The organism is Gilliamella sp. ESL0232 (assembly GCF_013346885.1).
Taxonomy (GTDB): Bacteria; Pseudomonadota; Gammaproteobacteria; order Enterobacterales; family Orbaceae; genus Gilliamella; species Gilliamella bombi.
The window spans coordinates 14,501-34,804 of sequence record NZ_JAAEDW010000013.1 but is presented as its reverse complement, the minus strand read 5'-3'; the positions used below and the strand labels follow the sequence as shown (position 1 = coordinate 34,804).

Below are 20,304 nucleotides of genomic sequence, written 5' to 3'. Positions count from 1 at the left end.
TAATTAATTTAAAAGTATCAATAATATTATTTAGCGGTTACTTTTATTAACATAGCCGTTGCTGGGTCAAGTACTGGTAAAGGTAATCCGACATCCATTAACCAATCACCAGATAGAGTCGTTTTGTTCTTCATCCATTGAGGTAATGCTTTCATAACATGACCATTTATTTTAGGATCAATGTTATCAGGCATATCTAGCACTTCAATTTGGTATTGTTTATCGGCCAACAAACCTGTCAATCGTAAATTACCGCTTAACGCATAGGTTGGTAATGTTAGTTGAGCAATAATAAACACAGCTTCTTTTTGGTCTTGGCTAACAACACCATAACTTTGCATAGCAGGGTTATCATCAACATCCAATCTTACAAAGTTACCGCTATGTAATAAAGGACGCAATTGTTTATGTAAATTAATATAATATGCAAAACCGTTCTGTTCTTGCTCAGATACTTTTACTGGATCGAGTTCAACTCCCATATGACCAAATAAAGCAGTTAGACCGCGTAAATTCATATGTAGCTCACGGAATGTAGTATGACATAATGCACCGCCAATATGAGCACCCATCACTTCAGGAGGGAAGAAATAACTCATTCCGCGTTGAATTATTTGTCTATCTAATGCATCGTTAGAATCTGAAGTCCAAAACGTTGTGTACGCTTTAAAATCTCATAATCAATTCGACCTCCACCTGATGAACAAGATTCTATTTCAACGGTAGGGAATTTTTCTTGCAAAATATCAAGCAATCGGTAAAGTGCTTTAGTTTGACCAACAATAGCAGGATTACCTTCATGACCAGGTTGAACAATTTCACGATTCATATCCCATTTTATATAATCAACGTCATAACTACTGAGTAACCAAGTTAGTCTTTCAAGTAGATATTCAAAAACAGCTGGGTTTTGTAAATCAAGTAAATACTGATGGCGACCTTCTGGTTGTTGATAACCAGGTAGTTCAAGTAACCAATCTGGATGGGCACGATAAAGATCTGAGTTTTTATTAATCATTTCTGGCTCAACCCAAATACCAAACTCCATACCAAGATCTTTAACATGTTTAATAACTGGTTCTAAACCATTGGATATTTTCGCTAATCTAAATACCAATCACCTAATCCTTGGTAATCATCATCACGTTTACCAAACCAACCGTCATCAATGATAAAGCGTTCAACACCAATTTGAGCCGCATTAGTCGCCATTTTCATAATGTAATCAGGATTATGGTCAAAAAAGATACCTTCCCACGTATTAAGATGAACAGGACGAGCTTTATTTTTGGTGAATTTAATAATATTACTGCGTAGAAACTGGTGGAAATGTTGACTCATTTTATTTAAGCCTTCATCGCTATAGGTAGCATATAACCAAGGCGTACTTAAAGATTCACCTTTAGCTAGTGATATTTCTCCTGCATAATACAGAGCTTCAGCTTGAATAAAACGTTTACCGTTACTTTTAACTGCAACTTGAATGCGATGATTACCACTCCATCCCAAGTGGATCCCCCAAACTTCGCCAGTTTGTTCTTTAAAACCTTCGGTACCAACCATCATCCCAGGGAAATATTCGTGTGATGTTCGTCCTCGTCGATTTTCTTGTAAATAACCACAATGTGATATTTTAGTTCGATGAGGGAAAAATTCTTTAATCCAACGACCACTAAAAGCCATTAATTCTTGTGCCCGTTCAGGGATAGGTAACGTAATAGAAAAACGATTAACTTGATATGGTTCATCACCTAAATTGGTTAAAGTATTTTGACACTGCAATACACTACTTTTATCTAAAATAAAAAAACTGGTTAAACGAAGTTTAGCAATGTTATCTTCACTAATAATGGTAATGCTATTGTCAGTTTTATTAACTTCTTTAGTTGTAAAAACGGGAGACCAATCTTTACTATTTCGGTGTCCTTCAAGTCCAGGTGTGCTAAAATTACCTAAACCTTCTTCTGGGCATAGAGTAAATGGAACGTTGACATCTATACGAGAATTAGGTACAGCAGGGTACAGCAGGGTAAAGCATGTCAATCATTTCAGGTTGAAAGTTTTGTAATCGTTTACCAAAATAACACAATTCGGCATACGGTTCAGTGCGAAAAAGGATATCTATATTATTATTGCTAAGACGATAATTCATAATGGCTCCAAGTTTGTAATATTTCACTTATATAAAATAATAGCTATTTATATAAAATAATATTTTTAATTTCATATTTTGTGATTAAGATTTCACAAAAATGTAAACGATTTCATTATTGAAGGTTATATTTATTTTAGTTTTTAAAACTATTTATTATAAAATGAATATGCGACTTGCTATTATTTTATGTTATCATGAAACTATTTATAGATGCTTATTGGAAATATATGAAAAAACAGAATATTATTGCACTACTTTCGTTTTTTGCGATTTCTTTTAATGGTTACGCTATAGACAAATATGTGACTGATAATGTCGATATTTATTTGCGTAGAGGTCCTGGTTCGCAATATGCGTATTCTAATGCAGTTAAAGCTGGAGAAAAAGTTGTTGAGCTTGAAAAAAGTGCAGATGGCAAATTTACTCGCATTCAACTTAATAATGGTAGCACCGCTTGGATTGAAACAAGCAAACTAAATGAACAACCTAGTTATAAAGAACGCTTTCCAGTGCTAGAAGCAAAACTAGCAGAATATCAAGATAAAGTTGATAATGCTGAGGCAAATCAACAAAAATTGTTAAGTGACTATATCCAAAAGTTGCAGACGGCTGAAAAATCTATAGAAACACTTCAAAATAAAAATGAAGCACTAGAACAACAAGTTAAGGAGCAAAATTCACGAATTGAATCAATGCTAAATCAAGTTGATGATAAACGCCGTGACCTTATTGTAACTTGGTTTACCTATGGTGGTCTTGTTGCTGGAGGCGGTCTTATTTTAGGGCTTATATTACCAAGAATTATACCAAACCGACGCAAAAAAGATCGTTGGATGAGATAGATGAGTAAAATCTATCTTGTAGGAGGGAGTGTGCGCGATAAATTGTTGCACCAACCTGTTGCTGATCATGACTGGGTTGTTGTTGGCGCTACGCCAGACGAGCTTTTAGCATTAGGTTATCAACAAGTCGGTAAAGACTTTCCAGTTTTTTTACACCCTCATACGAAAGAAGAATATGCGTTGGCTCGCACTGAGCGTAAATCCGGTAGAGGTTATACTGGATTTATCTGTGATTTTGGTAAAGAGATTACATTAGAACAAGATCTGATTCGCCGTGATTTAACCATTAACGCCATTGCAATGGACGAAGATGGCAATATAATTGATCCATATCATGGCGTTGATGACATCAAACATAAAATCTTACGCCATGTATCGCCAGCCTTCCGAGAAGATCCTCTACGTATTTTGCGCGTAGCTCGTTTTGCAGCTCGTTTTCATCAATTCGGTTTTACTGTAGCTCCTCAAACTCTAGATCTAATGAAACAAATGGTATTAGCCGGTGAGGTTAGTTACTTAACACCAGAACGTGTGTGGAAAGAAACTGAAAAAGCATTGTTGACATCAAATCCACAGATCTATTTTCAAGTACTAGAACAATGTGGAGCGCTTCCATTATTATTTTCATCATTAGACTTAACAGACACTATTAGTGATGCACTAAAAAAATCTGCTATATTAACTAATGATTTAACAATCCGTTTTGCTGTACTGTGTGCACAGTTATCTAATAAATTAGCGGTCGAAGCATTATGTGCAAAAATTAAAGTACCTAACAACTATACTAAAGTTGCCGTCATGGTTCAGCAGAATCGAAATAATCTTGAACAAGTGCAAACCCTGACAGCTGAACAAATTATTTCTTTGCTAAATAGCATTGATGTATGGCGCAACCCTTCGCACCTTGAACAATTAATTATTGCAAGCCAAGCTTTTACTAAAACAACATCGTTTGCACAAGCAAATTATATAAAAGAAGCTTATAAAATCGCCAATGGCATCAATGTGCAGCAAATTATTTCTGATGGTTATACAGGAAAACAAATTCATTTTGAGTTACAAAAAAGGCGAATCGAAGCGTTATTAAACTGGATTTGATTGCATCTTAATCAATCGTCATTTTTTTTCAAAATATCTTAAAAAAATAGTTGACGATTTGGCGTAACCCTAGCATAATGCGCCTCGCAGTGTTGGTTACGACGTTGCGAATGAATGGCTACGTAGCTCAGCTGGTTAGAGCACATCACTCATAATGATGGGGTCACAGGTTCGAATCCCGTCGTAGCCACCATTAGGATTAGGTAGTACTTTTACCGAAAGTGTTCAGTGCGGGTGTGGCGAAATTGGTAGACGCACCAGATTTAGGTTCTGGCGCCGCAAGGCGTGTGAGTTCAAGTCTCTCCACCCGCACCATTTTATCTTAATATCTATCCTTTATTGGGGTATAGCCAAGCGGTAAGGCAGCGGGTTTTGATCCCGCCACGCCCAGGTTCGAATCCTGGTACCCCAGCCATTCCAATATGCATAATTTTGGTATTTCATTCTTGATTTATATCAATGTTTGATGTGTTAATTATTCACTATTTTCATGTGAGCATAATGGAATTGGTAGATGTGCTAGATTCAAGGTCTAGCTTGGAAATATGTGCGAGTTCAAATCTCACTGCTCGTATCAAAAGTGATTTTCACTTTCTATAGTGGGGTATAGCCAAGCGGTAAGGCAGCGGGTTTTGATCCCGCCACGCCCAGGTTCGAATCCTGGTACCCCAGCCAATAAAATAAAACAATTAATTATGATTTAAAACTATTTGAAGATATCCCTTGTTATTAGCTTGATGGCGGTAGAATAGTAGTTCATCTTATAAATAGTTCAGCTCTGTGTTTTCCTACATGTAATGAGTACTAAAGTAGATTTAAACAAGAAAAATTGAGCTATTTACTATATTGAAATACTATTTTTTAAGTCAATTTAAATAGCTAGATTTAAAAAGGAAAAATTTTGATTGTCTTTTTAATAGATTACTCGAATTTTGGGAAGGTTTCGTGTAACTACTTTAAATATCATAACTTAACCCCAAAAAGAGACCACATTCAAACTACTTTCTTATAACTATCTAATTTAAAATCAAATAAAATCAATAGTCTATCTGAACGTTTTTATAAGCAAAACTTTCGAATTTTTACAATTACGGAAAGCTAATATTGCCCTTTATCAGCAATGAATGACATATAAATTAAACCATTAATCAAAGTGAAATAATTCGATCAAACAGCGGATTATCAGTCAAACGATGCGTAACCATGATTAGTGTTTTGCCTTTACATGTCTGCTTTATCAATTGGATAATTTGTTGTTCTGTTCGTTGATCAAGGCTTTCTGTTGGTTCGTCCATTAAAATTAAAGGGGAATTATGCAGTAATGCTCTTGCAATGCCTATACGACGAATTTCACCGCCAGATAAAGTACGCCCACCTTGTCCAATTAGCATATCTAAACCTTGTTCTGTAGTTAGTAATTTGTCCAATTCAACTTGATGCAGAACCTCAATAAGCTGTTGATCAGTTGCATTAGGATTACCAATGAGTAAATTTTGCCGTAAAGTTTCACTAAAAATAGTAATAACTTGCGGAACCATTGCAATGGCTTGTCGCAAAGTTTTTTCATCCAGTTGATTTATTGGGGTATCATTAAAATAAATATTGCCGGAGCTTGCCTCCCAAGTCCGATTTACTAGGCTTAATAAAGTTGATTTACCACAACCTGTTTTACCAATTATTCCAATATGTTCACCTTGTTCAACCGTTAAGGAAAAATCAGTTAATATCGCAAAAGGTTGATTTGGGTAGCTGAAATTAATTTGTTCAAATTTTAATTTTGCTGTAGTTAAATCTATCGCTTTACCTTTAGAAACAAATTGAATGTCGGGCGTTTGATTAAAAATAGCCGTTGTGCGTGTGGCAGAAGTAAGTACTTGCCCTAAAAAGATAAATGCGCCAGGAATTGGCATGAGTATTTCAGCACTTGCAAGACTAACAAATACAAATAGTGCCACTAACGGGGATAGGGTGTATTGGGTAATTAGCCACAGAACAAGCAACGTTAAAAAACCAGCAATCAGCACAATCAATGCGCTTGATAGTGCCATTAATGTTGATTGACGTTGCTGGTTATAAAGCCAGTTTGATTCAAGCTCATCAAGTTTAGCACGATAGCGTGGTTGTGCATTAAATAGGATAAGTTCAGCTTGTCCTTGTAGATAATTAATTAATAATAAACGATATTCACTTTGTTGTTTAGCTAGTGTTTTGCCGAGTTGTTTTCCTGCTTGATAAAAAATGACCGGAACCACAAGTAAGGTGGTTGTAAGGATAATAGTAATAATTAACGCAATAGGTAAGTTTATATTTGCTAACCCAACAAACAAAACAACAATGGTAACAAGTGCGGTTACAATAGGTGAAAAAAGTTTTAGGTATAAGTGATCAAGTGCGTCAATATCGACAATAAAGCGATTAAGCAAGTCAGCCCGTTGGTAGTGGGCTAATTGATTGGCACTTAAGGGCAAAATCTTACGAAAAGCTAACGTTCTTAAATAAGCTAAGATTTTAAATGTAGTATTATGATCAACTAAACGCTCCATATAGCGAGCGGCGGTTCGAATAATTGCCGCAGCACGAACACCAGCAGCAGGCAACATATAATTGAAAGTATACAAACCTGCAACGCCAACAAAAGCGGTAGAAGCCAAAAACCACCCTGATAATGATAGCAAAAATACGCTGGCAAATAGGGTAAGAATTGACAAAAATAATCCCAATAAAATTTGCCCAAAATAGTGTTTATATAGTGCGATATAAGGGCGTAATATAGCTAGCATAAATCCCCCTTGATATCACAGTGTAGCTTACCATTAGCCAATTGCCAGATTTGTTTAAAATCTTCCATGTCATCTGTTTGATGAGTAATTGTAATGCTATTCGGGGCAATGTGCTGCTGATCCAAATTTTGGATGGTTTGTTTATCTAAGCTAGCAGTTGGTTCATCAAGAATCAATAATTGACAAGATTTTAGCATTGCTCTGGCTAAGGCGATCCGCTGTGCTTGTCCAACTGATAAACGTACCGCATCTTCGCCAACTTGGGTTTTAATGCCTTGTGGTAATTTAGCAATAACTTCGGTCAATTGGGTTTGGGCTATCACGTTATCCAGTTCATGGTTGGTTGCATTTTGTTTACCCAATAAAATATTTTCACGGATAGTACCATTAATCAAGTAAGGATTTTGACCAATCCAGCTTACTTGCAGTTGCCAATCATTAATATCTAATTGATTAAATTCAATACCATTAATCTTTAGTGAGCCTTGATAAGGTAAAAAGCCGAGTAGTACTTGCATTAACGAAGTTTTACCCTCGCCACTAGTTCCTATTAGAGCTAATTTAAATGGTGCTTGCAAGCTAAACGATAATGGACCAACGATAGGTTGTTGTTCGTTAGATAATACAATTAAATTATCTGCTTCAATTGTTTTTAATGGCTCAGTCAATTTTATGTTTGTTATATTATCATTGGCTTGTTTTGGTGCGATTTTTTTACTTAAAAAAGTTTCGATATTATCTGCTGCTGCGATTGCTTCAGCTTTGGCATGATAGTAAGTGCCCAAATCACGTAAAGGTTGAAAGTATTCAGGGGCTAACATTAGCGCAAAAAAACCAGCAAATAAAGTAACCGTTCTATTATATGCACCAAAATCGAATTCGCCTAAATACGAAAATCCAAAATAAACCGCTACAATGGCGATTGAAATAGAAGTAAAAAACTCCAATACGGCTGAAGATAAAAAGGCTATTTTGAGCACTTGCATAGTTTTAATACGAAAATCTTCAGAGGCAATGGCTATTTCGTTAGTTTGTTTTTCGCCTTGGTTGAATAATCGAATGGTATTGAGTCCTTTTAAACGATCTAAAAAATGACCGCTTAAATATGCGAGCGCTTTAAAATGACGACGATTAATATCAGCGGCTCCCATTCCCACTAAAATCATAAAAATAGGAATCAGGGGGGCGGTGCAAAGCAAAATTGTAGCAGCAGCCCAGTTAAATGGGAAGATAGCAATGCAGATTAAAATCGGTGCCATGCCTGCCAATCGCATTTGGGGAAGATAACGGGCAAAAAAGTCATGCAATTTATCAACTTGTTCAATAAGCAACGTACTCCATGCGCCGATCGTGCTTTGATTTAAATAAGCAGGCCCATGCAACTCAAGTTGATCAATTAATTGCTGTCGAATTTGCTGACGAACTTTTTTGCCTATGGCAAAGTTGATCTTTTCGCGTAGATAAATTAAGCCTGCTCGACCAAGTAACACTGCAATTAGTGCGCCAAAAAAAGGCAGAATATCCACAAAATAGTGTTGTTCAATAATAATTTTTTGCAAAATTACAGCGAGTAATGCAGATTGAATAATAACTAATATAGTTAAAACCAATCCGGTTAAAATTGAAGCACGCAAATTAGTTTTATGCATTTTTGCTTGCTGTTTTAACCAGCCAAGTAGATAGGTCTGGCGTTTTTTATCTAATGACATAAAGATCTTTACTGCTTATTTTAAATTATCCAAATAATGTTCTGCATCTAAAGCAGCCATACAGCCTGTACCTGCTGAAGTGATTGCTTGACGATAGACATGATCCATTACATCACCAGCAGCAAAAATCCCTTCGACACTGGTTTGAGTAGCGTTGCCTTGCGTGCCTGATTGTACTTTGATATAACCGCCATTTAGTTCAAGTTGACCTTCAAATATAGCGGTGTTTGGTTTGTGGCCAATAGCGATAAACACGCCTAAAACCGATAACTCTTCGGTAATATTAGGATCTTGTGAGCTACGGATTCTAACTCCAGTTACTCCCATGTTATCCCCTAAAACTTCATCAATTACACGGTGAGTATGTAGGATAACTTTACCTTCTTTAATTTTTTGCTCTAAGCGATCCATTAAGATTTTTTCTGCTCTAAAGGTATCTCGACGGTGAATTAAATGTACTTCACTTGCGATATTGGCTAAATAAAGCGTTTCTTCAACCGCGGTATTGCCACCACCCACTACAGCAACTTTTTGGTTGCGATAGAAAAATCCATCACAGGTAGCACAAGCCGACACACCTTTACTTTTGAATGCTTCTTCTGACGGTAAACCAAGGTATTGCGCTGATGCGCCAGTTGCAATAATAAGCGCATCACAACAGTATTGCGTTTCGCTACCATAAAGCTTAAATGGTTTTGTGCTAAAATCAACGCGATCAATTTGATCTAAAATAATTTCAGTATTAAATCTTTCTGCATGTTCTTTCATCTTAACCATTAATTCTGGTCCTGTTAAATCAGGAGCACCGGCTGGCCAGTTTTCAAGATCGGTTGTGGTTGTTAGTTGCCCACCTTCTTGCATTCCAGTAATTAACACGGGTGAAAGGTTAGCTCGTGCGGCATAAACAGCAGCAGTGTAACCGGCAGGACCAGAGCCAAGTATTAATAAACGAGCATGTTTGGTTTTCATTTTAAATCCTTACTTATTTTAAAATTTTGACGATTTTAGACAAAGTTAACGCAATTTATTGCCAATAAGTCTAACATTATCAATCGTTATAATGTAAAAGAATTGTTTATTGCAGCAATAGGTAATCATAATAGGCTTTTTTGTATTGCGTTAATTTTCATTAAACTACAAGTTTATCTTTTTCTTTTCAATTATTTTAAATACATTTATTCTTTATTTAAACTACATTAATTTTTGTTTTTGTTTTTACTGTTTAGAATATGCGATTTTCTTATTCTTATATCCGTTATCTCAAATTTTTTATTATTTAATAAGATATTTTTGATTATTGGTTTAGTTAACATCCTAACAGTAGGAGAGAAGATGAGTAATCCTTCAAAAGAAAGTGTCGAAGCTGTACTTACAAAAATTAATTGGGCTCAAGAGATTTTAAACTCAGTACAACAAAATATTACCGATCCACAGATTGGGAATATTTTATCTGGAATTGCCTTTATTATGGATTCAGCTTCATCTGAAGCGGAAGCACTTTATCAATCAATTGAATAATTAAGTTATCTATTTTTATCAACACCTTCAATTACCATTTTGTGATTGAAGGTGCCTATTGTTTAATTCGTTTCGCTGTTATCAGATAGATACGTTGTTAAGTCTGAAAGTGGCCAACGAATATGCGCTGTTGGTTCATTAATTCGATAACCAAAAGCTAAGCAAAGTCCTATCCCGAATGAGTCGCCACCAAATTGTGGAATATATTTTTCTAGGATCTTTATGACTTTATCATGATCGAATCCACCAATAGCACATGAATCAATACCACGAAATGCCGCTGCAGTCATCATATTGGCACTAGCGATATAGTCTTGCATTTCTGACCAGTGGTTGATGGTTAAACCGTCGGCTAAGCCTTGTTCGCAAAAATTGATAAATCCTTGACAGGCAATATCAATATCGGTTTGGTTATTGGGATCAGGTAAGGTGCGTGCAATTGTTTGTCGTAAATAATCGCTCTGTAACGTAAAATTATTGGCTTTGCGGTAAAGTACAATTACAAAATGTGAACAGCTGGTAACTTGTTCTTGGTTATAGCAAACATTACGTAATTCAACTTTTATCTTGTGACTATCAACAACCACAAAATGCCATGGCTCCATGCCAAATGATGAAGGAGATTGACGACCCGCTTCTAAAATATATTTAATATCATCATCACTAATTTTTTTGGTATTATCAAATTTTTTACATGCATGTCTAAAGTCGAATGCTTGGGTTAGTTTGTCCATATTTTCTCCTAAGATTGGCTATTCCACGGGGCAACTTTTAACAATAATAACATACCGGGAAAGGCAAGAATAAAACATAACCAAAAAAAGTTTGTCCATCCTAAGTGTTCAACCATAAAACCGGTAGATGCATTAATTAGAGTTCTTGGCACTGAAGCAATGCTGGTAAATAAAGCAAATTGTGTAGCGGTATAAAGTGGATTAGTTGTTTTAGCAATAAACGCTACAAAAGCAGCCGAACCAAGACCGACACCAAGTGATTCAATCCCTATCACTATGGCTAATAACGTTTTTTGAAATATTCCTATTGTAGTAAAAGGTCCTTCTATCGAAAGCCAAATAAATCCTAAAATTGATATAACTTGGACAACACCAAAAGACCATAATGCTCGGTTTATGCCTATTTTGATCATCAAAATGCCACCCATTAATGCTCCAAACACACTTGGCCATAAAGAAGCATTTTTGGCAATCCAACCAATGTCGGGGCGACTATAGCCCATTTGTAAGTAGAAAGGCGTGGCTAAGGATGTAGCCATGCTATCACCTAATTTATATAAAAAGATAAATGTTAAAACCCATATGGCTGTTTTAAGTCCATTTCGAGTAATAAATTCACTAAATGGCTTAATGATGATATCTTCAAAAGTATGATTTTGGGGCGATTGGTTAATTGGTTCTTTTACTAGTAACGTCATAATGATAGCAGGCAGCATAAATAATGCAGTGATGATAAAAACACTATTCCAAGGCAAGGTATTTGATAATATTAGTGATAATGAACCTGGCACTAAACCTGCAATGCGATAAGCATTGGTATGAATACTATTACCAAGTCCTAATTCTTTATCAAGCAATAACTCTCGTCTAAAGGCATCAAGAGCAATATCTTGTGTAGCTGAAAATAGTGCAATAATAAAGCAAATGGTTGCTATTAACCAAATATTCAATGAAGGTGAAAAAAATCCTAATATTGCGATAGAAAATATAAGTGTTATTTGGGACCCAAGCATCCAACCACGTCGTCTCCCTAAATTAAAGAGCGAAATGTTATCCATCAATGGTGACCAGATAAATTTAAAAATATAGGGAATTTGCGTTAATGAAAAGGCTCCAATTGTTTTGATATTAATACCATCACTTTCTAACCATGCAGGTAACAGTTGTAATAATAAATAAAAAGGAAGACCAGAAGCAAAACCTGTAAAAATGCAGATTAGCATCTTGGTCGTAAAAATGGTTTTTAAAAGTGAATTCTGCGAGCTATTCATTATTTAACTTTATTGTTAGTTTTTGGCAAAGTGTTATCATAGCACACAACATATAAAAAATAATTCAGCAAGCCAAGATTGACCGTTTTATCCAAAGTCATGTTTTCAATATAAGAAAGTTATGCGCAATGACTTTTTGAAAGTTAGAGATTCATTATTTTAGCTATTTTTTGTTAAAAAGTTTCAGGTAACTATGTGTTTCAGTATAAAATTAATGTCAATAATTAATTAAGAGATTAACAAACTACCATTTAAAAGGGGTGTAGTAATATGAAAAGTTCAATTAAAGTGGCTGTTTTTAGTAGTAAACATTATGATAAAGAACATTTAGAAATCGCTAATAAAAAATATGGCTTTGATATCGAATATTATGAACATAAACTTAGCTGTAAAACAGTGGTTACCGCCCAAGGTTATGACGCAGTTTGTGCATTTGTTAATGACGAAGTAGATAGAAAAGTACTAAAAAAATTAGCAAGTTATGGCATTAAGATTTTAGCGCTTCGTTGCGCTGGGTTTGATAATGTTGATTTAACTGAAGCTGAAAAGTTAGGTATCACGGTGGTTCGTGTGCCAGCTTATTCACCAGAAGCAGTTGCAGAACATGCAGTGGCTTTAATGATGACGTTAAATAGAAGAACGCATAAAGCCTATCAGCGTACTCGTGATGCTAACTTTTCGTTAGATGGATTAACTGGATTTAATATGCACAATCGTACTGCTGGTGTTATTGGTACGGGCAAAATTGGTCAAGCGATTATCCGCATTTTGAAAGGTTTTGGTATGCATATTCTTGCCTATGATCCTTATCCTAATGATGTTGCAGTTGAATTAGGAGCGCAATATGTTGAGTTAGATGAGTTATATGCAAAATCTGATGTGATTACGTTACATTGCCCTATGACCCCTGAAAATTATCATTTATTGAATAAAGATTCTTTCCAAAAAATGAAAGACGGCGTGATGATTATCAATACTAGTCGTGGCGCATTACTTGATGCAACCGCAGCTATTGATGCATTAAAGAAAACAAAAATTGGTGCTTTAGGCATGGATGTTTATGAAAACGAACGTGATCTCTTTTTTGAAGACAAATCTAATGATGTTATTTTAGATGATGTGTTCCGTCGTTTATCTTCCTGCCATAATGTTATTTTTACGGGGCACCAAGCCTTTTTAACACAAGAAGCATTGTTAAATATTTCTGATACGACGTTAAACAATATTAAACAAGTTTCGGCAGGAGAATCATGCCCAAATATTGTTAAATAACAATAAATATTTTATGATGTTGTCGATTTTTAATTACTTAAAATATGGATTTTTTATGCAGCGTATTGCCATTTTTATTAGTACAATTTTATTGCTTGTAGCTTGTAGTAGTAATAAATCTTCAACATCTCCCATGAAAGAACACCGTGGACATGCAAATGTTAAAGGCGGTGTCTATCTCGAAAAAGAGCACAATCAATCTAAAACCGCTAGTGCGTCACTAGACATAGATAAAGAAAAATTTATTGATAGAATGGTTAGTAAGCATGGTTTTAATCGTCAACAACTCCGTAATGTGCTTGCTCAAGCTAATAAGCTCGATTGGGTAATTAATTTAATGGATAAACAAGCACCAAAAGCAACCTCGCCAACGGCACCAAATGGTGCTTGGATTCGATATAAAAATAAATTTATTACACCAAGTAACCTTCCTCGTGGTGTTGAATTTTGGAATCAATACCAAAAAGAATTACAGCGTGCTTATAATGAATATGGTGTGCCACCCGAAATTATTGTTGGCATTATTGGCGTCGAAACAGGTTGGGGTAGAGTGATGGGAAAAACTAAAATCATTGATGCCTTGTCAACTCTTGCCTTTTACTATCCAAGACGTGCGAAATATTTTTCTGACGAATTAGAAGATTTTTTAGTTATGTGCCGAGATGAGGGGGTTGATCCCTTTGATTTGAGTGGATCATTTGCTGGTGCTATGGGATATGGTCAATTTATGCCATCAGCATTTAGACGTCACGCTGTTGATTTTAATCATGATGGGCATATTGATTTATGGGATCCTGTTGATGCTATTGGTAGTGTGGCAAGCTATTTTAAATCATACGGTTGGCAACGTGGTAAAAAAGTGGCTGTAATGGCTGATGGCCAAGCACTATCACTTGATACTGGTTTTAGTACTAAATACTCCATTGAAACATTAGCAAAAGCAGGGTTAAAACCACAAAGCTCATTAGAAGGACATACGCAGGTAAGTTTATTGCGTCTTGATATGGGCGATCGTTACCAATACTGGTATGGATTACCAAACTTTTATACTATCACCCGTTATAACCACAGCACTCATTATGCAATGGCCGTTTGGCAATTAGGACTTGCAGTTAAAGAAGCAAGATAGTCATTTAATGGTATTGCATCAAAACTGATAAGGTCGCTTTTGCGGCCTTTTTATTTATTAATGATGTTTAAAAAATGATTAATTTCGTTGCAAGCAATAATAAAATATACCAAAGAATTTAATTAATTTTTTAATCGATAATTTTTGTGCAAGTTGTGCACCTACTTTAGCCATCGAGATGCTTGCTAGCATAATAACTAATACGTCACCACCAAAATACTAGCTAATAATCTAGCCAAGGATCTTATCAAAAGGAAGATAATAAACTTAAAAATCATATTCAATCCTTAGAGTAGGGTAACCCAATCTATATAATTATTTGTTAAGCAAAAATTAAAATGAAAACATTGATTTTAATTACATATTGCTAATATTTTATTGCAAATAATACAGTGATTTTACCTGAATAATTTAAAAGATCTTAATGATTCTCTTAGTAAAAAGTTCACTAACATTGTCATATTTGATCAATAAAGTAATAATCAAAATGATGACAGCGTGGTTAAAAACGATTATGTTATTTAATAAATTTGTAACTAATAAGAAGGTTAAAGATAAATTTAAAGGAGATAATTATGAAAGATCGTTTAAAGTGGATTGATGAATTTGGTTTTTTAGGTGAAACTGCAAGTGGGCATTCGCTAGTGATGGATGGCGGTATTGAACATGGCGGGCGTAATCGTGGAGCTCGTCCTATGGAGCTTTTGTTGCATGGTGCAGCTGGTTGTATGGCTTATGATATTATTGCAATTTTAAAAAATAAAAAAAAAGATGTTCGTGATCTTTGGATAGATATTGATAAAACTCAAGCAGAATCCTCCCCTAAAGTGTATACGTCAATTAATTTTCATATTGTCATTACGGGTATTAATATTGATAACGAAGCAGTCGAAACGGCAGTAAAACTTGCATCAGAAAAATATTGCAGTGCCTCTATCATGCTTGGTAAAACAGCGAAAATGTCTTATACCTATGAGGTTAAAGAATATCACTAAAGTATGTTCTTATAACAAATAATTATAACCTAATAACAAGCTGATCTTAGCACGTTGCGGATTAATCATTTAATATTTCATCATTACTGATAATTGCGCTAGAGAATGATTATGCAACAGTTAAATAAAAATATGCGATTCCGGGATTTGGTTATTCTGGGATTGCTTTTTATTGGTCCAGCAGCACCTGTAGGATTATTTGGTGTTTTAGATGCGATAAGTGATGGTGCAGTTGCTTTGGTTTATATCATAGCAACTTTTGTAATGGCATTTACCGCGCTTTCTTATGCCAGAATGGCAAACGCTTTACCGCATGCGGGAGCTGTTTATGCTTATTGTTCTATTGGTATTCATCCTAGTGCTGGGTTTTTAGTAGGCTGGTTGCTGTTACTTGATTATATGTTTATCCCTGCGGTTGCGTACTTATTTAGCGGTATATCGTTCAATGCATTGATTCCCGAAGTACCAATATGGGTATGGACATGTTTAGCTGTTATGTTAACTACTACGCTGAATTTAGTTGGTGTTAGAAAATCGACTAAAATTACGTTAATCATCTTGATATTTGAAATTATTATATTACTTGCTGTGTTATCTGTTGGTATTTGGATAATAGCCACTAATGGTAGTAACAGAGATTGGTTACAACCTTTTATTGGTGGTGATTTATTCAGTTGGAGTAATCTATTTAATGCAGTGTCTATTGCTGTACTATCTTATTTGGGATTTGACGCTATTGCTACTTTTTCAGAAGAAAATGGCGGACCTCATAATTTAGTTAGTAAAGCGATTATATGTTGTTTAATTTTAGCTGGGTGTTTATTTGTGCTACAAATTTATGTCGGTAGCTTACTTAACCCTTATACCCCTGAATATTTGCGTAGTCATCCAGAACTACAAGGTAAAGTTTACTATCATATTGTTAATCAAGAAATTAATCTGTGGTTAGGGTGGGCACTAGGTTTAATGAAAGCTATTGGTGCATCATTTGCAGCAATGGTTGGACAAGCCGCAGCAAGTCGTCTTTTATTCAGTATGGGGCGTGACAAACGTTTACCTTCATTTTTTGCAAAAGTAGGAAAAAAAAGTGGTGTACCGACAATGGCTATTATATTTGCAGCGCTATTTAATTTATGTTTAGTTGTTATTGCTGCTAATAATGCTAAAGGGTTGCCAACTTTAGTTTCATTTGTTGATATTGGAGCATTAACTGCATTTATCATGTTACATTTATCTGTAATTGGCTATTTTAAGTTTAAAAAAGGCTCAAAAGGATGGTTTTCGTGGTTTCTAGACGTCTTTATGCCTATTATAGGTATTGTAGTGCTATTACCTGTATTATTACATATTGATAACGATGCAAAAATGGTCGGTATTATTTGGTTAGCTATTGGAATGATCATTCTCTATTTAAACAAAAATAAAACCAAACTATTGTGGTTAGAGAAAAATAACAAATAACAAATTCAATACGTTTGTTATAAACTTATAGCATTTAGATTATATAATAAATTTTCTTATCTTTATTCTGGTGTTATAACTAAATGCTATTGGAAATATTACGTGGTGCTTTCATTTCGGCTAGTTTAATTATTGCTATTGGTGCTCAAAATTTATTTGTACTCAAGCAAGGATTATTAAAAAATCATATCTTTTATGTGTCGGCAATTTGTTTTATTTGTGATTTTGCTTTAATGTCAATAGGGATTTTTGGGCTAGGTACTTTTATTCGTAGCAATTCTTTAATTACTAATATTTTAGCAATCTCTGGGGCGATTTTTTTAATTTGGTATGGTTTTTGTGCGTTTAAAAGTGCAATTAAAGGCACAAGTAGCATACAAATAGAATCTCAATCTCTTAACAATAACAACTCATTAAAAGTTGTATTGGCAACTTTGGCTGTTACTTTACTTAATCCTCATGTCTATTTGGATACTGTTGTTATTGTGGGTGGAATTGCTGGCACGTTAACTAATGAACAAAAATTTGCATTTTTGGTTGGTGCCGTCAGTGTTTCATTCATATGGTTTTTTAGTCTTGGTTACGGAGCAAAATTACTCATACCGCTATTTAGAAAGAAAAGAATGTGGGTAATATTGGACTGTATAGTTGGTGCTGTAATGTTCTATATTGCCTATTGTTTAGTTATGTATGTATTTGATATGCATTAAGCACATACATAACCAAAACGTTGAACTAATAATTATTATTTGGGAATTGTGTTAGGTTATTCTTGACAAGCTTGATATATATTATTTTTACAATATTGTTTAAAAGTAATGCTTAGCAGTTTGAATACCTTTTATAGTGCCATTTAGTTATTTCCCATTGCCAATATTATATTTTTATTAAAGAAGTTTCTTGACATGTTTACATGCTTCTTGATGGTTGTTTTGGCAAGCTTGTTGAAAGTAATATTTTGCAGTATAGGTATTTATTGCCACTCCCAATCCTTGTTGATAGATAATACCTAAATTGTATTGTGCATCGGCATGATTTTGTTCAGCGGCAAACTGAAACCATCTTCTAGCTTCTGTATAATTTTTTTCAAACCATGAGCCATTATAATATAACCAACCTAAGCTATATTGTGCTTCAGGATTTCCTCTTTGTGCAGATTGAGTGTCTAATTCTACACCTTTGGCAAAATCTTTTTTTAATCCACCTAATCCATTGTAATACATATTTGCTAAATTATGCAGAGCATATATATTGCCTTGCTTAGCTGCTTGTTCATATAGTTCTCTAGCTTTGGTATAGTTTTTTTTGACAACAATTCCAATATAATAAAATCTACCCAGATTGTTTTGAGCCTCTTTATTGCCTAGTTGTACAGCTTTTTCGTAAAAATATTTTGCCTTAACATAGTCTTGGCTAATAGTATTATTATCTGAATTTTGTTCAATTCCTTTTAGATAATGTTTTTTTTCTGCAAATTCGTAAAGTGCCCCTAGATTAAATAGACCTAAAGCATAACCGCTTGAGGCTGCTTTTGCATAAAACTGCTTTGCTTTAAGCAAATTTTTCTTCACGCCGAGACCATAATTGTACATGTAGCCTAAACTTACTTGTGCATCGGCGTAATTTTGATTAGCCGATTTTTGGTACCATTCAATAGCTTTAGCATAATCTTGTTTAACGTTAAGACCGTACTGGTACATATAACCTAACCGGTTTTGTGCTTCGGCACTATTTTGTTCTGTTGCTTTTTTATATTCAACATCAAAGTTATATTCTATATTTTGTGTTGCAAAAATAGGCGTATTTACAAATAAGTATATTATTAATAGTATTTTTTTCATTTAACTGCCTCTTTATTTTGGGCCCAAATTTCTTATTAAAGAATGTTTTTAACTTGTTTGCAAAACTATTTGTGCTTATTTTGATAAGTCTATTGAAAGCAATGATTTAATGTATAGATATCTTTTGATATTTTTCCATTTTGGTGTAACAGATTAATTATTAACAACCGCAATCGTTATTACTAGCTTGCTTTTTCTTGGCCTGTTGTTTGGCTACAATGGCATTAACCTTTTTTGTTACAACATTTAAGTGATCTTTAGCATCGGAATAGTTTTGTTCAGCGGCCTTAGCAAACCATTGTTTAGCTTTAAAATAGTTCTTTTTAACCCCTGTACCATTGTAATAGAGTGTTGCTAATGTATATTGAGCAACGGCATCTCCTTTTTTAGCTGCTTTTGTATCCCACTCAATTCCCTTAGAATAGTTTTGTTTTGTTCCTTGTCCATTATAATACAATAAGGCTAAACTGTGTTGAGCTGCGATATGACCTTGATTGGCAGCCTTTTCAAACCACTCTTTTGCTTTAATATAATCAGGTTGTGCTTTTAATTGCTCATCAAAACCATATTCGAAACCTTTAAATTGCCGTTTTTTAGTATATGAGCCATCAGCGTACATAAGACCTACATGGTATTGCGCCTCTGCATCTTTTTGTTCTGTTGCTTTTTGATATTCTTCATTAAAATCAAATAATGTTTGTTGATCAGCATTAACAGCAATACTAAAACATAAAACTAATGATAGTTTTGCAAAAAACTTTAGCATACAACTTCCTTATAAATTAAATAACTTAATTATTCTATCGTATTTATCTGTTTAGTATAGCGTAATTAAATAAGTTGTTTATTAATTAAATATTGATGTCATGAAATGGTGGGTCGTGAGCAATTATTCGGCACATCGTGTGCCTCACCCCTTCGGGCCAACACTGCATGTTGTTCAAATTTGTTCCAGAAAAATTTGTCGAACGCTATCGTTCTCATCGCTTTTTTTACTTAATATTAGATTGATTGGACTTATTCAGAAATTGTTTAATAAAATGGTGGGTCGTGAGCGATTATTCGGCACATCGTGTGCCTCACCCCTTCGGGGCCAACACTGCGTGTTGTTCAAATTTGTTCCAGACAAATTTGTCGAACGCTATCCGTTCTCATTGCTTTTTTTTACTTAATTAGATTGATTGGATTTATTTAGGAATTATTCAATAAAATGGTGGGTCGTGAGCGATTCGAACGCTCGACCAACGGATTAAAAGTCCGCTGCTCTACCGACTGAGCTAACGACCCATCTTAAAGATGGTGGGTGATACCGGGTTCGAACCAGTGACCCCCTCCTTGTAAGGGAGGTGCTCTCCCAACTGAGCTAATCACCCCAAGTGTTTCATTACTGAAACATCACGGTAAAGATTGGTGGGTGATACCGGGTTCGAACCAGTGACCCCCTCCTTGTAAGGGAGGTGCTCTCCCAACTGAGCTAATCACCCTTACCGTGTGGATGT

At 34.8% G+C, this 20,304-nt stretch carries 15 protein-coding genes, 8 tRNA genes and 1 pseudogene; 13 read left to right on the top strand and 11 right to left on the bottom strand.

The features are described from left to right. Positions 1-26: 26 nt before the first annotated feature. Positions 27-2,152: pseudogene (locus GYW75_RS12865) on the bottom strand (alpha-galactosidase). A 197-nt stretch (positions 2,153-2,349) separates the two neighbouring features. Between GYW75_RS12865 and GYW75_RS11935 the strand changes: the two are divergent. From GYW75_RS11935 to GYW75_RS11905, 7 genes are all read left to right on the top strand, one after another. Next, complete coding sequence (locus GYW75_RS11935; RefSeq protein WP_238786484.1) at positions 2,350-2,997, top strand: TIGR04211 family SH3 domain-containing protein; 648 nt, start codon at positions 2,350-2,352, stop codon at positions 2,995-2,997. Next, complete coding sequence (locus GYW75_RS11930; protein WP_174799479.1) at positions 2,998-4,095, top strand: multifunctional CCA addition/repair protein; 1,098 nt, start codon at positions 2,998-3,000, stop codon at positions 4,093-4,095. Between the two features lie 116 nt (positions 4,096-4,211). Beyond that, positions 4,212-4,288 (top strand) — tRNA-Met (locus GYW75_RS11925). 37 nt (positions 4,289-4,325) lie between these two features. Next, positions 4,326-4,410 (top strand) — tRNA-Leu (locus GYW75_RS11920). 25 nt (positions 4,411-4,435) lie between these two features. Further along, positions 4,436-4,510, top strand: a tRNA-Gln gene (locus GYW75_RS11915). A gap of 77 nt (positions 4,511-4,587) precedes the next feature. After that, positions 4,588-4,669, top strand: a tRNA-Leu gene (locus GYW75_RS11910). Positions 4,670-4,695: 26 nt separating this feature from the next. Next, positions 4,696-4,770: transfer RNA gene (locus GYW75_RS11905), tRNA-Gln, on the top strand. 473 nt (positions 4,771-5,243) lie between these two features. On the opposite strand, the gene cydC is transcribed toward GYW75_RS11905, so the two are convergent. The 3 genes from cydC to trxB are packed head-to-tail and all read right to left on the bottom strand — an operon-like array spanning position 5,244 to position 9,553. Beyond that, positions 5,244-6,875, bottom strand: coding sequence for a heme ABC transporter ATP-binding protein/permease CydC (cydC, locus tag GYW75_RS11900; protein WP_202983982.1), 1,632 nt, complete (start codon positions 6,873-6,875; stop codon positions 5,244-5,246). Continuing rightward, positions 6,869-8,584 carry a heme ABC transporter permease/ATP-binding protein CydD gene (cydD, locus tag GYW75_RS11895; RefSeq protein ID WP_174799478.1) on the bottom strand — a complete coding sequence of 572 codons (1,716 nt, stop codon included), beginning with the start codon at positions 8,582-8,584 and terminating at the stop codon, positions 6,869-6,871. Before cydD ends, cydC begins: the two co-directional genes overlap by 7 nt. 15 nt (positions 8,585-8,599) lie before the next feature. Then, on the bottom strand, positions 8,600-9,553 hold the full coding sequence (gene trxB, locus GYW75_RS11890) for a thioredoxin-disulfide reductase (protein ID WP_174799477.1): 954 nt from the start codon (positions 9,551-9,553) through the stop codon (positions 8,600-8,602). Positions 9,554-9,916: 363 nt separating this feature from the next. Here trxB and GYW75_RS11885 point away from each other — a divergent pair, with 363 nt between their 5' ends. Further along, positions 9,917-10,102 carry a hypothetical protein gene (locus GYW75_RS11885; protein ID WP_034909658.1) on the top strand — a complete coding sequence of 62 codons (186 nt, stop codon included), beginning with the start codon at positions 9,917-9,919 and terminating at the stop codon, positions 10,100-10,102. A gap of 62 nt (positions 10,103-10,164) precedes the next feature. Here the strand turns inward: GYW75_RS11885 and GYW75_RS11880 are convergent, their stop codons facing one another. Beyond that, a complete protein-coding gene (locus GYW75_RS11880) occupies positions 10,165-10,836 on the bottom strand; it encodes an NAD(P)H-dependent oxidoreductase (RefSeq protein WP_075524141.1) in 672 nt (223 codons plus the stop codon). Positions 10,837-10,844: 8 nt separating this feature from the next. Then, positions 10,845-12,107, bottom strand: a complete 1,263-nt coding sequence (locus GYW75_RS11875; protein WP_174799476.1) for an AmpG family muropeptide MFS transporter — start codon at positions 12,105-12,107, stop codon at positions 10,845-10,847. 282 nt (positions 12,108-12,389) lie between these two features. Between GYW75_RS11875 and GYW75_RS11870 the strand changes: the two genes are divergently transcribed. The 5 genes from GYW75_RS11870 to GYW75_RS11850 all read left to right on the top strand — a co-directional run bounded on the left by GYW75_RS11870 (position 12,390) and on the right by GYW75_RS11850 (position 17,674). Continuing rightward, positions 12,390-13,379 carry a 2-hydroxyacid dehydrogenase gene (locus GYW75_RS11870; protein ID WP_065589583.1) on the top strand — a complete coding sequence of 330 codons (990 nt, stop codon included), beginning with the start codon at positions 12,390-12,392 and terminating at the stop codon, positions 13,377-13,379. A gap of 55 nt (positions 13,380-13,434) precedes the next feature. Beyond that, positions 13,435-14,508, top strand: a complete 1,074-nt coding sequence (mltB, locus tag GYW75_RS11865; RefSeq protein WP_065589563.1) for a lytic murein transglycosylase B — start codon at positions 13,435-13,437, stop codon at positions 14,506-14,508. A gap of 575 nt (positions 14,509-15,083) precedes the next feature. Continuing rightward, complete coding sequence (locus GYW75_RS11860; RefSeq protein ID WP_065589564.1) at positions 15,084-15,503, top strand: OsmC family protein; 420 nt, start codon at positions 15,084-15,086, stop codon at positions 15,501-15,503. A gap of 111 nt (positions 15,504-15,614) precedes the next feature. After that, positions 15,615-16,964 carry an APC family permease gene (locus tag GYW75_RS11855; protein ID WP_238786483.1) on the top strand — a complete coding sequence of 450 codons (1,350 nt, stop codon included), beginning with the start codon at positions 15,615-15,617 and terminating at the stop codon, positions 16,962-16,964. Positions 16,965-17,047: 83 nt separating this feature from the next. Continuing rightward, complete coding sequence (locus GYW75_RS11850) at positions 17,048-17,674, top strand: LysE/ArgO family amino acid transporter (protein WP_174799474.1); 627 nt, start codon at positions 17,048-17,050, stop codon at positions 17,672-17,674. A gap of 177 nt (positions 17,675-17,851) precedes the next feature. On the opposite strand, the gene GYW75_RS11845 is transcribed toward GYW75_RS11850, so the two are convergent. From GYW75_RS11845 to GYW75_RS11825, 5 genes are all read right to left on the bottom strand, one after another. After that, positions 17,852-18,805, bottom strand: a complete 954-nt coding sequence (locus tag GYW75_RS11845) for a tetratricopeptide repeat protein (RefSeq protein WP_085164673.1) — start codon at positions 18,803-18,805, stop codon at positions 17,852-17,854. A gap of 160 nt (positions 18,806-18,965) precedes the next feature. After that, positions 18,966-19,571, bottom strand: coding sequence for a tetratricopeptide repeat protein (locus GYW75_RS11840; RefSeq protein ID WP_065589568.1), 606 nt, complete (start codon positions 19,569-19,571; stop codon positions 18,966-18,968). A 445-nt stretch (positions 19,572-20,016) separates the two neighbouring features. Then, positions 20,017-20,092 (bottom strand) — tRNA-Lys (locus GYW75_RS11835). A 10-nt stretch (positions 20,093-20,102) separates the two neighbouring features. Beyond that, positions 20,103-20,178 (bottom strand) — tRNA-Val (locus tag GYW75_RS11830). 35 nt (positions 20,179-20,213) lie between these two features. Beyond that, positions 20,214-20,289: transfer RNA gene (locus GYW75_RS11825), tRNA-Val, on the bottom strand. Positions 20,290-20,304: the final 15 nt, after the last annotated feature.

Excerpts from the sequence above, each read along its gene's own strand:
- GYW75_RS11860 (WP_065589564.1), top strand. The coding sequence starts at position 15,084 with ATGAAAGATCGTTTAAAGTGGATTGATGAATTTGGTTTTTTAGGTGAA.
- cydC (WP_202983982.1), bottom strand. The coding sequence starts at position 6,875 with ATGCTAGCTATATTACGCCCTTATATCGCACTATATAAACACTATTTT.
- GYW75_RS11930 (WP_174799479.1), top strand. The coding sequence starts at position 2,998 with ATGAGTAAAATCTATCTTGTAGGAGGGAGTGTGCGCGATAAATTGTTG.
- GYW75_RS11850 (WP_174799474.1), top strand. The coding sequence starts at position 17,048 with ATGCTATTGGAAATATTACGTGGTGCTTTCATTTCGGCTAGTTTAATT.
- GYW75_RS11840 (WP_065589568.1), bottom strand. The coding sequence starts at position 19,571 with ATGCTAAAGTTTTTTGCAAAACTATCATTAGTTTTATGTTTTAGTATT.
- cydD (WP_174799478.1), bottom strand. The coding sequence starts at position 8,584 with ATGTCATTAGATAAAAAACGCCAGACCTATCTACTTGGCTGGTTAAAA.
- mltB (WP_065589563.1), top strand. The coding sequence starts at position 13,435 with ATGCAGCGTATTGCCATTTTTATTAGTACAATTTTATTGCTTGTAGCT.
- GYW75_RS11935 (WP_238786484.1), top strand. The coding sequence starts at position 2,350 with ATGAAACTATTTATAGATGCTTATTGGAAATATATGAAAAAACAGAAT.
- GYW75_RS11885 (WP_034909658.1), top strand. The coding sequence starts at position 9,917 with ATGAGTAATCCTTCAAAAGAAAGTGTCGAAGCTGTACTTACAAAAATT.
- GYW75_RS11880 (WP_075524141.1), bottom strand. The coding sequence starts at position 10,836 with ATGGACAAACTAACCCAAGCATTCGACTTTAGACATGCATGTAAAAAA.
- GYW75_RS11845 (WP_085164673.1), bottom strand. The coding sequence starts at position 18,805 with ATGAAAAAAATACTATTAATAATATACTTATTTGTAAATACGCCTATT.
- GYW75_RS11855 (WP_238786483.1), top strand. The coding sequence starts at position 15,615 with ATGCAACAGTTAAATAAAAATATGCGATTCCGGGATTTGGTTATTCTG.
- GYW75_RS11875 (WP_174799476.1), bottom strand. The coding sequence starts at position 12,107 with ATGAATAGCTCGCAGAATTCACTTTTAAAAACCATTTTTACGACCAAG.
- trxB (WP_174799477.1), bottom strand. The coding sequence starts at position 9,553 with ATGAAAACCAAACATGCTCGTTTATTAATACTTGGCTCTGGTCCTGCC.